General features: G+C 68.6%; 14 protein-coding genes. 8 read left to right on the top strand and 6 right to left on the bottom strand.

Features of this window, described 5'->3' with window-relative positions; translation table 11 throughout:
* On the top strand, positions 1-488 hold a 488-nt coding region (locus tag ACFFIO_RS08155; RefSeq protein ID WP_446681840.1), incomplete at its 5' end, for an AMP-binding enzyme.
* A 12-nt stretch (positions 489-500) separates the two neighbouring features.
* Here ACFFIO_RS08155 and ACFFIO_RS08150 read toward each other — a convergent pair.
* On the bottom strand, positions 501-1007 hold the full coding sequence (locus tag ACFFIO_RS08150) for a MarR family winged helix-turn-helix transcriptional regulator (protein WP_378041081.1): 507 nt from the start codon (positions 1005-1007) through the stop codon (positions 501-503).
* A 51-nt stretch (positions 1008-1058) separates the two neighbouring features.
* Between ACFFIO_RS08150 and ACFFIO_RS08145 the strand changes: the two genes are divergently transcribed.
* From ACFFIO_RS08145 to ACFFIO_RS08135, 3 genes are read left to right on the top strand one after another with little or no spacing between them, the layout of a single operon-like run.
* Positions 1059-2177 carry an LLM class flavin-dependent oxidoreductase gene (locus tag ACFFIO_RS08145; protein WP_378041080.1) on the top strand — a complete coding sequence of 373 codons (1119 nt, stop codon included), beginning with the start codon at positions 1059-1061 and terminating at the stop codon, positions 2175-2177.
* Entirely contained in the window at positions 2174-2839 is a 666-nt protein-coding gene (locus ACFFIO_RS08140; RefSeq protein ID WP_378041079.1) for an NADPH-dependent F420 reductase, read from the top strand. The genes ACFFIO_RS08145 and ACFFIO_RS08140 overlap by 4 nt, the downstream gene beginning before the upstream one ends.
* Before the next feature lie 59 nt (positions 2840-2898).
* Positions 2899-3942 (top strand): LLM class flavin-dependent oxidoreductase, encoded by a 1044-nt coding sequence (locus tag ACFFIO_RS08135; RefSeq protein ID WP_378041078.1) that lies wholly within the window; start codon positions 2899-2901, stop codon positions 3940-3942.
* A 43-nt stretch (positions 3943-3985) separates the two neighbouring features.
* Here ACFFIO_RS08135 and ACFFIO_RS08130 read toward each other — a convergent pair whose 3' ends face one another.
* Both ACFFIO_RS08130 and ACFFIO_RS08125 read right to left on the bottom strand, forming a co-directional pair.
* On the bottom strand, positions 3986-4663 hold the full coding sequence (locus ACFFIO_RS08130; RefSeq protein ID WP_378041077.1) for a response regulator transcription factor: 678 nt from the start codon (positions 4661-4663) through the stop codon (positions 3986-3988).
* On the bottom strand, positions 4660-6081 hold the full coding sequence (locus ACFFIO_RS08125; protein ID WP_378041076.1) for a sensor histidine kinase: 1422 nt from the start codon (positions 6079-6081) through the stop codon (positions 4660-4662). The genes ACFFIO_RS08130 and ACFFIO_RS08125 overlap by 4 nt, the downstream gene beginning before the upstream one ends.
* A 166-nt stretch (positions 6082-6247) precedes the next feature.
* Here ACFFIO_RS08125 and ACFFIO_RS08120 point away from each other — a divergent pair, with 166 nt between their 5' ends.
* From ACFFIO_RS08120 to ACFFIO_RS08110, 3 genes are read left to right on the top strand one after another with little or no spacing between them, the layout of a single operon-like run.
* Positions 6248-7396: an ABC transporter permease gene (locus ACFFIO_RS08120; RefSeq protein ID WP_378041075.1), complete on the top strand. Its 1149-nt coding sequence runs from the start codon at positions 6248-6250 to the stop codon at positions 7394-7396.
* A gap of 47 nt (positions 7397-7443) precedes the next feature.
* Positions 7444-8124 (top strand): ABC transporter ATP-binding protein, encoded by a 681-nt coding sequence (locus tag ACFFIO_RS08115; RefSeq protein WP_378041074.1) that lies wholly within the window; start codon positions 7444-7446, stop codon positions 8122-8124.
* A gap of 11 nt (positions 8125-8135) precedes the next feature.
* Positions 8136-9572, top strand: coding sequence for a class II fumarate hydratase (locus ACFFIO_RS08110; protein WP_378041073.1), 1437 nt, complete (start codon positions 8136-8138; stop codon positions 9570-9572).
* A gap of 158 nt (positions 9573-9730) precedes the next feature.
* Here ACFFIO_RS08110 and ACFFIO_RS08105 read toward each other — a convergent pair whose 3' ends face one another.
* Positions 9731-10237, bottom strand: a complete 507-nt coding sequence (locus ACFFIO_RS08105) for a prepilin peptidase (RefSeq protein WP_378041072.1) — start codon at positions 10235-10237, stop codon at positions 9731-9733.
* Between the two features lie 58 nt (positions 10238-10295).
* Here ACFFIO_RS08105 and ACFFIO_RS08100 point away from each other — a divergent pair, with 58 nt between their 5' ends.
* Complete coding sequence (locus ACFFIO_RS08100; protein WP_378041071.1) at positions 10296-10943, top strand: rhomboid family intramembrane serine protease; 648 nt, start codon at positions 10296-10298, stop codon at positions 10941-10943.
* 395 nt (positions 10944-11338) lie between these two features.
* Here ACFFIO_RS08100 and phoH2 read toward each other — a convergent pair whose 3' ends face one another.
* Positions 11339-12637: an RNA 5'-3' helicase PhoH2 gene (gene phoH2 / locus ACFFIO_RS08095; RefSeq protein WP_378041093.1), complete on the bottom strand. Its 1299-nt coding sequence runs from the start codon at positions 12635-12637 to the stop codon at positions 11339-11341.
* 418 nt (positions 12638-13055) lie between these two features.
* The gene (locus tag ACFFIO_RS08090) at positions 13056-13823 is read right to left on the bottom strand and encodes a YoaK family protein (protein ID WP_378041070.1); all 768 of its coding nucleotides are present in this window, start codon (positions 13821-13823) and stop codon (positions 13056-13058) included.
* Positions 13824-13920: the final 97 nt, after the last annotated feature.

Below are 13920 nucleotides of genomic sequence, written 5' to 3'. Positions count from 1 at the left end.
ACTTCCCCGGCGTGTGGCGGCACGGGGACTGGGTCACCGAGCTGGACGGCGGCCAGTTCATCATCCACGGACGCTCCGACTCCACCATCAACCGCGGCGGCATCCGCATGGGATCCGCCGACATCACCCAAGCCGTGGACCGCGTGGACGGGGTGGCCGCCTCCATGGTCATCGGCGCCGAGCTCTCCGGCGGCGACTACTACATGCCGCTGTTCGTGGTGCCGATCACAGGGCATACCGTGGACGAGACCATGCGCCAGGCGATCGTGGACGCCATCCGCACCCAGGTCTCACCACGCTACGTCCCGGACGAGATCATCGAGGCCCCCGCCGTCCCCAAGACCCGCACCGGCAAACTCATGGAAATCCCCATCAAGAAACTCTTCCAAGGCGCCGGACCCGAAACCCTCAACCGCGGAACCGCAGAAGACGCCACCGTCCTCGACTGGTACGCCACCCAGGCCCAGGCCTACCGGCAGGAACGGTAGCGACGCCAGGCGTCACGGCAGGTGGTCCATGGCCTCGCAGGGGTTGGAGCCGGGTTGAGCACGGTGGACGTCCATGGCCAGGCGTCCGACGAGGCTGACGAGGCTCTTCGCCTCCTCGGGCATGAGTCCGGCCAACAGGGTGGACTCAGCTGCGCCGACGCGTTGTTCGTACCGGGCGAGCAGTTCGCGTCCATGGTCGGTGGGCACGACCTTGCGGGCCCGGCGGTCGGAGGGGGCCGGGACTCGTTCGACGACCCCGTCCTGTTCTAGGTCGTCGAGCAGGTAGGTCAGCACGGTGCGGTCAATGCCCAGGTGTGCGCCAAGTGCCTGCTGGTTCGCGGGGTCGCGGTGGATCACCGCAGAGAGGATCTGGAAGCCGCGGATTCCTCCCGGCATTCCCTCGACCGCCTCCTCGAAGCGGGACTGGTAGCCGCGCAGCACCATCCCCAGGTGCCAGCCCAGATCTCCGGGCGGCGCGCTGATCGTGGTCGTGTCGACGGTCCTGTTACCTGCAGCCATAACGCCATGGTACTCCAAAGCACGAGGTTGCACAGATGTTCTGCTCAACATATGATCTGTTTAGCAACATACTTTGGAGACGGGAAGTTGGTCATGGAGCTAGGTGTCTACAGCTTTGGCGACGTACAGAAGGACCCGGCGACGGGGCGGTTGGGGTCAACTGCGGAGGCCATGCGGAATCTGGTCGAGGCCATCCGGATCGCGGACGAGGTGGGCCTGGACTACTTCGGAGTCGGTGAACACCACACCCGGGAGATGCCGGCCTCGGCTGCGGCCGTCGTGCTGGCCGGGGCGGCCACGGTGACGCAGCAGATCCGTCTGGGCAGTTCGGTCACCGTGCTCTCCACCGATGACCCGGTGCGGGTGTTCCAGCAGTTCGCCACCGTGGACGCGCTGTCGAACGGCCGGGCCGAAATCACCGCCGACCGCGGGTCCTCCAAGGAGCCCTACCCGCTGTTCGGGTTCGAGCTGGCCGACTACGACCAGCTCTACGCGGAGAAGCTTGATCTGCTGCAACTACTCAATCAGCAGGAAACCGTGACCTGGTCCGGTCGGTACCGGCCGGCGCTACAGGATGCCCTCGTCGTCCCCCGCCCGGAGAACGGCCAACTCAGACTGTGGCTGGGCACCGGGGGCAGCCCTGGCTCTTCGGTGCGGGCGGGCCGTCGTGGCCTGCCGGTGGTCTACGGGATCATCGGCGGTGAGCCTGCGACGTTCGCCCCATTGGCCGATCTCTACCGGCAGGCGGCGGCCCAGTCGAACACCCCTGCCGAGAATATTCGGGTGGGCATCGCCAATCCTGGATTCGTCGGCGAGGACGGGCAGAAGACTAGGGACGCGTGGTGGGGGCACTGGGCGACGCGGATGGAGATGATCTCCGCGCAGCGCGGATTCCCCATGATGAGCAGGGACCGCTATGAGCGCACTGCCACCGGACGCGGGGCCCTGTTCGTCGGCCATCCGGAGGAGATCGCCGAACGCATCATCGACCTGCACCGGGTGATGGGCCACGACCGCCAGATCCTGGAGATGGATTACGGCCACGTCCCCCACAGGGACCTGTTGCATTCCATCGAACTACTCGGCACCCGGGTCAAACCCCTCGTCGACGCCGAGCTCGGCACCGCCATGGCTTCCACCCCCTCAACCCCTGAAGGAGCTCCCGCATGAGCGCCACCACCACACCCCTGCAGACCATCGGCGTCCTCGGAGCGGGCCGGGTCGGCACTGCCGTGGCCCGCCAGGCCCTGACGACCGGATATGAGGTGAAGATCGCCACCGCCAAGCCCGCCGCCGAGATCGAGCTGATCGTGGAGATCGTCACCCCCGGCGCCCAAGCCGTGGACGCCGCCGAGGCGGCCACCGCGGACCTGGTCATCCTCGCCGTGCCCCTGCACAAGTACCGCACCCTGGATCCGGGTCTACTGGCAGGCAAGGCCGTCATCGACGTGATGAACTACTGGGCCCCCACGGACGGCGAGATCGACGACTTTGAACATGACCCCCGCACCAGCAGCGAGATCATCCAGGAGTTCCTGGTCGGGGCCAGGCTGGTGAAGTCGCTGAACCACATCGGCTACCACGAACTCGAAGAAGACTGCCAGCCAGCCGGAGCAGCGGACCGCCGCGCCCTAGCCCTAGCTGGGGAACACGACGACTCCAAGGCATTGGTCGCCGGATTCATCGACCGCCTCGGCTATGACCCGGTTGACGCCGGACCGCTGGCAGCCGGACGGGCCTATCAACCCGGCACCGAGATCTTCAACGGATCCCATACTGCCCCGGTGCTCCACGCGTTGCTCGCGGCAGCGCCCGCCCCAGCCTTCCACTGATCGGGCCGGCCATTCCGTCCACTGACCACCACTTCTGACAACAGCGAGGAACACCACCCATGGAAATCGGCGCCTACAGCTTCGGCGACACCCCCTTGAACCCCGATGGCTCCTCCCGGGCCACCGCGGAGGCCATCAGCAACCTCCACGCGGCCATCGTCCACGCCGATGCTGTCGGTCTGGACTACTTCGGGGTCGGCGAGCACCACACCGTGTCCATGCCCGCCTCCTCCCCCGGCGCCGTGATCGCCGCCGCGGCCGCCGCCACCCAGCAGATCACCCTGGGCAGCGCCGCCAGCATCATCTCCACCGACGACCCGGTGCGGATCTACCAGCAGTTCGCCATCGCGGATGCGGTCTCCGGCGGCGGCCGGATCGAGATCACCGCCGGCCGGGGCTCCTCCGTGGAGACCTTCCCCCTGTTCGGCCACGACCTGGCCGACTACGACGAGCTCTACGCCAACAAACTCGACCTGCTCATGACCATTAACAACGCGGACTCCGACGAGGTGACCTGGCAGGGCAAGCGTCGTCCCAGCATCCCAGGCCTGGCCGTGGTGCCCCGGCCGGTCCACGGCAGGATGCCGATCTGGCTGGCCACCGGCGGCAACGCCGGCTCCTCCGCCCGCGCCGGCCAGCTCGGCCTGCCCGTCTCCTACGGCATCATCGGCGGAGCACCCCACCGCTTCGCCCCCCTGGCCGATCTCTACCGCCGCTCCGCCGCCCAGGCCGGCCATACCGGTCAGGACATCAAGGTCTCCGTGGCGGCCCTGGGCCTGGTGGCGCCCACCAAGAAGGAGGCCCTCGAACGGATGTACCCGGGGTGGTACAACCTCAACGTCGAGATGGGCCGGTTGCGCGGCTGGCCGGCCCCGGACAAGGACGCCTACCTCGCCCAGGCCGAAGCCCCCGGGGCGTACTACGTCGGCGACCCGGACGACGTCGCAGAACGCATCGTCCACCTGCACGGGTACATGGGCCATATGCGCCACTTCCTTCAGATGGACATCGGCGGCCTGCCCCAGGAGCACTTCCTGGAGTCCCTCACCCTCCTGGCCACCGAGGTCAAACCTCGCGTCCAGCGTCTACTGGCCAAAGCCTGATCTCCGGCCGCGGCCAGAACAGCCTCCGTCGGAGCCCGGCACCTCAACCGCGGATGAGGCGCCGGGCCCGGGCCGCCGTGACCGCCTCGGTGCGATTGCCCACCCCGAGCTTGCCGAAGATGTGGTTCAGGTGGGTCTTGACGGTGGCCTGGGAGATGAACAGCCCCGCCGCGATCTGCTGGTTGGTCCGGCCGAGCGCCAGCTGTTCGAGGATGTCGATCTCTCGCGGGCTCAGCGCCGGCTCCTGCCCGCCCCCGCTGCCCAGGGCACGCCGGGCCAGGTCGGCGGGGAGGATCCAGGTCCCCGCGGCGGCCTTCACCACGGCGTCGCGCAGCTGATCGGGAGAGGCGTCCTTCAGCAGGTAGCCCAGCGCCCCGGCGGCCAGCGCGGCCTGGACATCGGAGACCGCGCCGTAGGTGGAGACGATGAGCACGGGAAGCTCCGGGTGACTCCGTCCCAGGCTCTCGGTGGCCTCGATCCCGGTGGGCCCCTCCCCCAGCTCGATGTCCATCACGACCACGTCCGGACCGTCATCGTGGGAGATCAGCCGGTCCACGGCGGCCAGCGCCTCGGCGGCCGTGGACGCCTCCGCCACCACCTCCAGGCGGTCCGCCGATTCCAGCACGGCGCGCAATCCGGCCCGCACCACCGGGTGGTCGTCCACGAGCAGGATGCGGATCGGTTCGTCCCGCTGCCTCCCATGACCTGTCATGCCCGTCATGACCGTCCTCCCCACCGCGGCACGCTGAGGGCCACCACCGTTCCGGTGGCCCCGTCCCCGCTGCGGGGCGCAAAGGCATCCTCGACGGTCAGGGTACCCGCGGCCGTGTTCGCCCGCTGCCGCATGGTGGTGATCCCGAAGCCCTCGGGCCGATCGCCACGGCCCGCGCCGTCGTCGAACACGTCCAGGGTCACCTCGTCCCGGTGCACCGCGAAGGTGACCACGCAGCGACTCGCCCGCGCATGCTGCAGCACATTGGCCAGCGCGGACTGGGCCACCCGCAGCACGATGGTCGCCGCCTCGGCACCCATGGGCGGATCGCCGGCCTCGCCGTCCGGGCCGGCGTCGGGCCCATGGAACTCGACCGCAAGGTCCGAGCCTGCCGACCGCGCCGTGTCCTGGGTGGCCCGGCAGGCGGCCACCAGCTCGGCGGTCAGGCCCGCGCCGGGACCGCGTTGCTCCACGAGGGCACGGGCCTGGGCCAGGTTCTCCACGGCGGAGCGTTCGATCTGCTGCAGTTGTCCGGCCAGGGGTTCGGCGGGATGCTGCTCCTGGGCGGCGCGGGACAGCAACACCACGGAAGCCAGGCCCTGCGCCAGGGTGTCATGCAGGTCCTGGGCCCAGCGTTCCCGTTCACGCATGGCCCCGGCATGGCGTTCGGAACGGGCCAGGTGGTCGCGGGTGGCCTGCAGCTCGGCCGCGATGCGCCGTTGGGTGCGGGCCTCGGCATAGAACAGCGAGTAGGCGGCGGACATGGCCACGGCCACCACTGCCCCGATGACGGGCCCCACCACCGCTCCGATGCCGAGCCTGCCCTCATGCCACCAGAACCCCAGGAACACCGTCACCGTCAGCAGGACCACCAGGGTGATCGCGACCGGCACGGACCGTGACCCCACCACGTGCAGGTGGAGGAAGAACAGCGGGAACGCGAGCCAGGCGAAGTCCACGTGCACCGCCATCAGGCCCAGCCAGGTGAGGGTGACGGCGGTCAGCCAGGCCAGCTGGGCCCGCACGACGATCTGTCCCTCGGCCCGCAGTGCAGGCTGTCCCCCGGTCTGCGCGCCGGGGCGCCCCGCGGCCGGATCGCCGCGGTCTCCCAGAGATCTGCGGTCGCTGAGTGAACTGTCGCTGAGTGAACTGCGGTCGCTGCGCCGCTTCTCCACCACGGTCCCGGCGAGGTAGATGAGCGCGAACACCGCGGCGAGGGAGACGATCTGCCACACCAGGCCGTGCTCTCCCGAGCGGATCGCGGGAATCAGTGACCGGACCAGGCCGATGGCCAGCAGTCCCGCCACGGTGACGTGCAGGATGACGCGCATGCCTCCGAGCAGTGCCGGGATGCGGGTGTCCTCCGAGGGGCCAGGCAGGGGACGGACGAGTCTCCTGGCCGGTGGTGTCATGCGCTCGGAACCCATGGGTGCAGGGTAGCCCGGTCCCGGCGGCGGCGGATGCCCCCGAATCAACCGAAGGGTTGACCCATCAGTGGCCGGGTGGTCGATGTGCGCTGCCGTCCGGGACGGAAGGCTGGATATCAGCCACACCGGCCATCCATCCACCGTTCCACTCCAAGGAGCCCCTCCCGTGTCCTCTCCAACGTTCCTGTCCCTGAGGGACGTCCGCTTCTCCGCGGGCCGCTTCACCCTGATGGGTACCGTGGTGGGCCTGATCAGCCTGTTGCTGGTCTTCCTCACCGCGCTGACCAACGGGCTGGCCCACCAGAACATCTCCGCCGTCTCGGCGTGGGATGACGCTGCCATCGATTCCACCGAGGTCACGGTGGCCTTCGGTGCCGCCCATGCCTCGGCCCTGGACGACGTGGAGACGGACTTCACGGCCTCCTCCGTCACCACCGACCAGCTCGAGGGCTGGCGCCAGGACACCCAGGTCGAGTGGGCCGAGCCGGTGGGCGTGGGCCAGGCCCGTGCCGATTCCGGCAGTGCCGTGACCGCTGTGACCCTGATGGGGCTGGAACCCGGCTCCCGCCTGGTCCCGGGGTCCTCGGGCGCCGCAACCGGCGCCGACAGCACCGGCGACTCCCTCGAGGACGGGGCCCTGATCAGCAGGACCGCAGCCGAGCAGCTCGGTGTCTCCGCCGGGGACGAGGTGTCCATCAACGGACAGGCCGTTCCCATCGCCCAGACCATCGAGGACAGCTGGTACTCCCACACCCCGGTGCTCTACCTGCCCCTGGAGACGTGGGCCAACCTCACGCATGCTCCCGAAGGAACCGCCTCGGTGCTGGTCGCCGGAACGGAGCCCGACGCCGGCCACCAGCCGGCCGCGGCCGCCGAGACCATCACGGTGGCCACGGACGTGGACGGCGCCCTGGGCGCCCTGCCGGCCTACTCCTCGGAGAACGGTTCGCTCGTCATGATGCAGGCGTTCCTCTACGGCATCTCCGCCCTGGTGATCGCCGCCTTCATGGCCGTGTTCACCCTCCAGCGCACCCGGGACATCGCCGTGCTCAAGGCGTTGGGCGCCACCACCGGGTGGGTCGTCATCGACGCTCTCACCCAGGCCGGGATCGTGCTGCTGGCCGGGGCCGCCCTCGGCGGCGCCCTGGGCCTGGGCGGGATCTCGCTGGCCTCCGGCGCGGTCCCGGTCCAGGTGGATGCGGCCGCCGTCGCCATCCCGGTGCTGATCACCGTGGCGCTCGGGATGGTGGCCTCGGTGGCGGCCGTCTGGCGCACGTGCCGGGTGGACCCGCTCGTCGCCCTCGGCGGCAGCTGAGCACTGCCCGAGACCCCTACCCAAGCCCCACTTCGAAGGAACCTCCCATGCTGCACCTGTCCAACGTCACCCTGACCTACCCCGACGGCGAGAACGGCACCCTCAACGCGCTCGACTCCGTGGACCTCACCGTCCCGGCCGGCCAGATGCTCGCCCTCGTGGGCCCCTCCGGCTCCGGCAAGTCCTCCCTCCTGGCCGTGGCCGGAGCGCTGGTCTCCCCCACCTCGGGCACCGTCCACATCGGCTCGACCGAGATCACCGGGGCCAGCCAGGCCGAGCGGGCCCGGATGCGGCTCAACGAGATCGGCCTGATCTTCCAGCAGCCCCAGTTGATGCCCTCGCTGACGGCCGTCGAGCAATTGCAGCTGGTCGGGGTGCTCCGTGGCCACCGGCCCCGTGCGGTCCGGGACGCGGCCCTGGAGTCGCTGGCCGCCGTCGGGATGTCCGCGGCAGCCCGACGGCGGCCCCACCAGCTCTCCGGCGGCCAGCGGCAGCGGGTGAACATCGCCCGGGCGCTCATGGGCGAGCCCTCGGTGCTGTTGGTCGATGAGCCGACCTCGGCCCTGGACCAGCACCGTTCCGCTGAGGTCATGGAGTTGCTGGCCACCCTGACGAGGGACCGGGGCACCGCGACAGTGGTGGTCACCCATGATCTGGAGTTCGTGGCGGTGGCAGACCGGGCGGTCACCCTGCGTGATGGGCGGTTGACCGAGCACGCGACGGTCTAAAGTGGGGAACCATGACCGATCTGACTTCTTCGCAGCAATCTTCCGAACAGCAGTTCCGCATCGAGCACGACACCATGGGTGAGGTCAAGGTCCCGGTTGACGCCCTGTACCGCGCCCAGACCCAGCGTGCCGTCGAGAACTTCCCGATCTCCGGCAAGACCCTGGAGCCGGCCCACGTCCACGCCTTGGCCCAGGTCAAGAAGGCCGCGGCTCAGGCCAATGCCGAGCTCGGCGTGATCGACGAGGAGCGCCGCGACGCGATCGTGGCCGCCGCGGACGAGGTCATCTCCGGCCAGCATGACGACCAGTACCCGATCGACGTGTTCCAGACCGGTTCCGGCACTTCCTCGAACATGAACACCAACGAGGTCCTCGCCAACCTGGCCACTCAGTCCCTGAAGGCCGCCGGCTCGGACGCCGAGGTCCACCCGAACGACCATGTCAACGCCTCGCAGTCCTCCAACGACGTGTTCCCGACCTCCGTGCACGTCGCCGTGACGGCGGGCCTGATCAACGACCTGAAGCCGGCCCTGGACCACCTCGCCGTGTCCCTGGAGAAGAAGGCCAAGGCCTTCGAGAACGTCGTCAAGTCCGGCCGCACCCACCTCATGGACGCCACCCCGGTGACCTTGGGCCAGGAGTTCGGCGGCTACGCGGCACAGGTCCGCTACGGCATCGAGCGCATCGACGCCTCCCTGCCGCGCGTGGCCGAGGTCCCCCTGGGCGGCACCGCCGTGGGCACGGGCATCAACACCCCGAAGGGCTTCTCCGCCCGCGTCATCGAGCTGCTCGCCGAGGAGACCGGCCTGCCGCTGACCGAGGCCCGCAACCACTTCGAGGCCCAGGCCAACCGTGACGGTCTCGTGGAGGCCTCCGGCCAGCTGCGCAACATCGCGTACTCGTTCATGAAGATCAACAACGACCTGCGCTGGATGGGCTCCGGCCCGAACACCGGCCTCGGTGAGATCGCCATCCCGGACCTGCAGCCGGGCTCCTCGATCATGCCGGGCAAGGTCAACCCCGTGATCTGCGAGGCCGCCATCATGGTCTCCGCCCAGGTCATCGGCAACGACACCACCATCTCGCTGTCCTCCACCAACGGTGCCTTCGAGCTGAACGTGGGCATCCCGGTGATGGCCGCGAACCTGCTCGAGTCCATCCGCCTGCTGGCCAACACCGCTCGCGTCATGGCGGACAAGATGATCGACGGCATCGAGGCCAATGTGGAACGCTGCTCGTTCCTCGCCGGCGCCTCCCCCTCGATCGTGACCCCGCTGAACAAGGTCATCGGCTACGAGGCGGCCGCCAAGATCGCCAAGCACTCCGTGGTCCAGAAGATGACCGTCCGCGAGGCCGTCATCGATCTCGGCTACGTGGAGCGCGGCGAGGTCACCGAGGAGCAGCTGGACTCGGCCCTGGACACCATGTCCATGACGCACCCCGCCTGACCCTGGACCAGAGGACTCCGGTCCCTGTGCCCGGGGCTCCCTGGCCGCCGCCTGCCTCTTGACGCCGGCCTCCTGACGCAGCCCGCCGTGGGGGGCAAAGACGACTAGTCGTCTTTGCCCCCCACAGCGCGTTGAGGACGGGTGTTGAGGCCAAGCGGTCAGAGGAGCAGGGCAACTGCCGTGCCCAGTAGCATCGCCGGCCCGAAGGGCAGATGCGTGGAGCCCGTGGCCCGCCGGGTCAGCACCAGCGCCAGAGCCACCACTCCCCCGGCCACGAAGCCCAGGATGATGGCCCCGAAGAGATGGTCCCAGCCGAGCCACCCGGCATACAGACCCAGGCCGCCGGCCAGCTTCACGTCCCCCATGCCCATCCCGGTGCGGCTGATCAGGTGCAGGAGCAGGATCAGCCCCAGATACGCCACGCCTCCGCCGAGCATGGACCAGAAACGCGACCAGCCGACGTCGTCCACGAGGCATGCCAGCCCGAGCGTGACGGCGGCCCCGGCGGCCAGGGTGCCGGTCCACCAATTGGGCAGGCGGTGCTCGCGCAGATCGGTGCCGGTCAGGACGACCGCGCACACGCTGAAGACGGCCAGGGACGCCAGGGCGGCTGCCAGCAGCAGCCAGTTCCCGTCATGGGCCGCCTCGGCCAGGATCGTCGGCATCCTCCCAGACTAGAACGACATACGCCCACCCCGGGGTTCGGCTCACTAGGCTGTGGACATGTCCGAACCCGTGAAGCGCCCCTCGTCACGCCGCCAAGTCATCGACCAGCTGCGGTCCTACCCCCTGTGGATCCAACGCGCTCTGCCCGTGCTCGGACTCGTGGTGGTCATGTGGGTACTGGAGATCATCGACCTGTTCCTCGGCGGCCGGCTCAACCAGTTCGGGATCCAGCCGCTCGACCCGGCGGGACTGCCCGGCATCCTGTTCGCACCGCTGCTGCACTCCGGTTTCGGCCACCTGCTCTCCAACACCCTGCCGTTCCTGGTGATGGGGGCCATGATCGCCTGGCTGACCCGCAAGTGGTGGTTGATCACGGCCGGGGTCTGGCTCGTGGGCGGGGTCGGCACGTGGTTGATCGGCGGCATGGGGACCAACCACATCGGCGCGTCCGTCATCGTCTACGGCTATGTGGCCTTCCTGGTGACCTACGGGATCCTGTCCCGGCGATTCACGGCGATCGCGGCCGCCGTCGTGGTGGTACTGCTCTACGGAGGGATCGTCTGGGGTTTCCTGCCGATCAACCCGCGCGTCTCCTGGCAGGGGCACCTCGCCGGCGCTGCTGCCGGTGTGGTGGTGGCGTTCGCCGACACCCGGCAGGCCCGCCGTGACCTGCATGAGCGCCGCAATGATGCGCTGGTGCCATAGCCGGTGCCACAGCCGGGACGCCAGCGGAGGGCGGCCAGAAGACTGCCCGATAGTCCCGGTCAAGACTGGCCAGAAGTCGATGGTGTGATTCTCAAGAAAGTGGTAGGCAACCGGGTCAAACGTCGGTATGCTGGAATCGCTTCCATCCGTGCGACACCGACTCATCACTCGTGAACCGTCGTGGAAGCGCTCTGAACTCCATGGCCTCCATCCCGTTTCAAGGGGCCATGGCTGCGGTGGATCATCCCCGGTCCCCTCATCCCCCCTCCGCGGGGACCCGGACGGATTCACCCTCAGGGGCCGCTGCACTCGTGCAGCGGCCCCTGTTTCTTTAACTCTTCTTCAGTTGCCGTCGATTGGCGCTCCACCCGGCTTTGACCCGGACGCCACCCGCGTCAGATGCTGGCGTCCTCCAGCAACTCCGTCACGAGCGCGGCGATCGGGGAGCGTTCCGAGCGGTTCAGCGTGACATGACCGAACAGCGGCTGGCCCTTCAGGGTCTCGACCACGGCGGCGATCCCGTCATGACGGCCCACCCGGAGGTTGTCCCGCTGGGCGACATCGTGGGTGAGGATGATCTTGGAGTTCTGCCCCATCCGGCTCATCACCGTCAGCAGGACGTTCTTCTCCAGGGACTGGGCCTCGTCCACGATCACCCAGGAATCGTGCAGGGAACGGCCGCGGATGTGTGTCAGCGGCAGGACCTCGAGCATGCCGCGGTCCACCACCTCATCCAGGACCTCCGTGGAGACCAGTGCGCCGAGGGTGTCATACACGGCCTGGCCCCAGGGGTTCATCTTCTCGTTCTCGGAGCCGGGCAGGTAGCCGAGCTCCTGACCACCGACGGCATACAGCGGGCGGAACACCACGACCTTGCGGTGCTCCCGGCGTTCCATGACGGCCTCCAACCCGGCGCACAGGGCCAGGGCCGACTTGCCGGTGCCGGCACGGCCGCCCAGGGAGACGATCCCGACGGAGGGGTCCAGCAGCATATCGATGGCCAGCCGCTGCTCGGCGGACCGTCCGTGCAGGCCGAAGACGTCCCGATCCCCGCGCACCACCTGGGTGTTGCCGTGCCGGTCCACGCGCCCCAGCGCCGAGCCCCGCGGGGAGGTGATCACCAGGCCGGTGTTGACGGGCAGGCCGTCGGTCTCCGCCAGGGCCACCGGCTCATTGTCATACAGGGCACTGATCTCCTGCTCCGTGGCCATGACCTCCGCCGTACCGGACCAGCCGGAGTCCTTCACCAGCTCATTGCGGTACTCATCGGCCTGCAGGCCCATGGCGGAGGCCTTCACGCGCATCGGCAGGTCCTTGGACACCACCGTGACGTCCCGGCCCTCGTCCGCGAAGTTCTTGGCGACGGCGAGGATCCGGGAATCGTTGTCCGCGCTCCGGAAACCGTGCGGCAGCACGTCCACGGAGATGTGGTTGAGCTCCACCCGCAGAGAGCCACCCTCCGTGCCGAGGGGGATCGGGGTGTTCAGGGTGCCATGCTCGATCCGCAGTTCATCCAGCAGGCGCAGTGCCTTTCGTGCGTAATACCCCAGATCCGGGTCATCCCTCTTCTTCTCCAGCTCGGAGATGACCACGATCGGCAGGATGACCTCGTGTTCGGCGAAGCGCAGGACCGCCCGGGGATCGGACAACAGCACGGATGTGTCCAGCAGGTAGGACTTCTCACCCACGCTCATCCGCTCGGCAGGCTGCGGGGTGGCCGGGGTGACGGTGGCCGGGGCGGCGATCAGATTCTCCACGGTGGACTCCAGACCGGGGCGCACGCCCCGATGATCGAGGGTGGGATGGGACGGTCCGGCCCGGGGCCGGAACGGCCCCCGCTGCGTGCTGTCTGGAGTGACGGCATACGGCCTGGCCTTTCCGATCAATCCACGGGATGCGGATGCGGAACCAGGTGGCCCGTTCGCTCCCGCCGGTGACTGATACCACCACCGTAGGCCTCCGGCCGGGGAAATGTCGTCAGGAATCCCGGGTGGCGGATTAACTCTGCATGAACCGAGAGAGACCGTTGCAGAGAGCGCCGGATCGGCCCGCGCGAGCCATTCCTACCGGTCACCCCTACCGATTCACCCTTACCGATTCACCCCTACCGATTCACGTCGAGACCCGGACCCGATGGGTGAATCGCGCCCCACGCCCCAGCGCGTCGCGGACTACCGGCGGAAGCGACGCCAACAGGATGAGGCAGGCGCCGACCATGAGGACGTTGAGCCCGAGCCACCAGTACCCGAGGGTCCCGACGACCCCGCCCACGAAGAAGAGCCCGACGAGGGTACTGAGCACGCCCAGTTTCTCCTTGTCGGCCGTGACGCCGACCTGGTCACCGTTGCGGTAGACCAGCCGCCCGAGCTCCACGGCGATATCGGTGACCATGCCGGTGACATGGGTGGTACGGACGGGAAAGTCGCGGATCTTGGTGATGAGGGCGTTCTGCAGTCCCATGGTGAAACACAACGGTGCCACCAGCACCTCCTCGTTCCCGGGACCGTCCACCGTGCCGGCGAACAACCCCATGAGCAGGATCAGCAGCCCCTCGAGGGTCAGGACGTTCGCATAGCGGCTGGACAGACGCCGACGCCGGCCCCACGTGAAGAGCACGGTGCAGCTCATGGCTCCGAGCACGAAGAACACGATGCTCAGCACACCGGCGCCGACCATGCCCCAGTTCGCGGTGACGATATTGTCCGCCGCCGAAGCGGTCACACCGGTCATGTGCGAGGTGTAGAGGCCCACCACCACGAAGCCCACCGAATTGAGGGCGCCGGCGATCACCACCAAGAGGAAGGCCAGGTGGCGATCGAACAGCGGGGTGCGTCGTGGTCCGGAGAGCAACAGGGCGTAGCGGGAGATCCAAGGCAGCATAGGTTCCACCCCATCCTGCCGAGGTGACCAGCAGGTTTCCGGCCGGTCAGCATTTCCCGAGGACTTCCCGAACGTTCCTGGGGCGACCGCCCTCACG

This window comes from Citricoccus parietis, from assembly GCF_042433045.1.
Classification (GTDB): domain Bacteria; phylum Actinomycetota; class Actinomycetes; order Actinomycetales; family Micrococcaceae; genus Citricoccus; species Citricoccus parietis.
Note: the sequence above shows the minus strand (reverse complement) of the source record. Positions and strands in the feature narration are given on the sequence as shown.